1 protein-coding gene is annotated in these 436 nt (G+C 48.2%); it reads left to right on the top strand.

The genetic code is table 11. From position 1 onward, the window contains the following. Nucleotides 1-14 precede the first annotated feature (14 nt). Nucleotides 15-436 (top strand): hypothetical protein (locus NE665_RS24040; protein ID WP_256302723.1); only part of this gene is annotated, 422 nt, incomplete at its 3' end.

The raw sequence follows: 436 nt of genomic DNA, 5'->3' as shown, positions 1-436 counted from the left end.
CGCAGACAAGTCTGATGGGACTGACGAAGGATGTGGCACTGCCCTCCTCAACAGGGAAAGAAGCTGTCTCATGGAGTGCAAAAGGCAATATCGGAATCAATGGGAATACCCTGCTTGCGAAAGTGAGTACTGATCCAACAAAGGATACGGATGGAGAACTGATTGCAGCTACGAAGAGTGGTACAAGGATCTTGAAGGCTGCATCTGCGAGAATCCTTACGAAATCACCAATCGCCGGAGAATCACTTGCGGAAGCAAAGACGCAGATCAGCTTCAACATGAAGGAACGCCTTTATTACAAGGTCACACCAACACCTGCAGAGGCGCCGGCTTCACATAAGGCAGCTATAGAAAGTGGCTGGAAGAGGTACTTATGGAGTGATGTGATCAACTGGTCGGATTTGGACTGGCATACCGATTATGTACTGAATGAATA

It is taken from the genome of Clostridium sp. DFI.1.208 (assembly GCF_024463855.1).
Classification (GTDB): Bacteria; Bacillota_I; Bacilli_A; order Erysipelotrichales; family Erysipelotrichaceae; genus Clostridium_AQ.
This window is presented reverse-complemented; position numbering and strand designations above follow the sequence as displayed.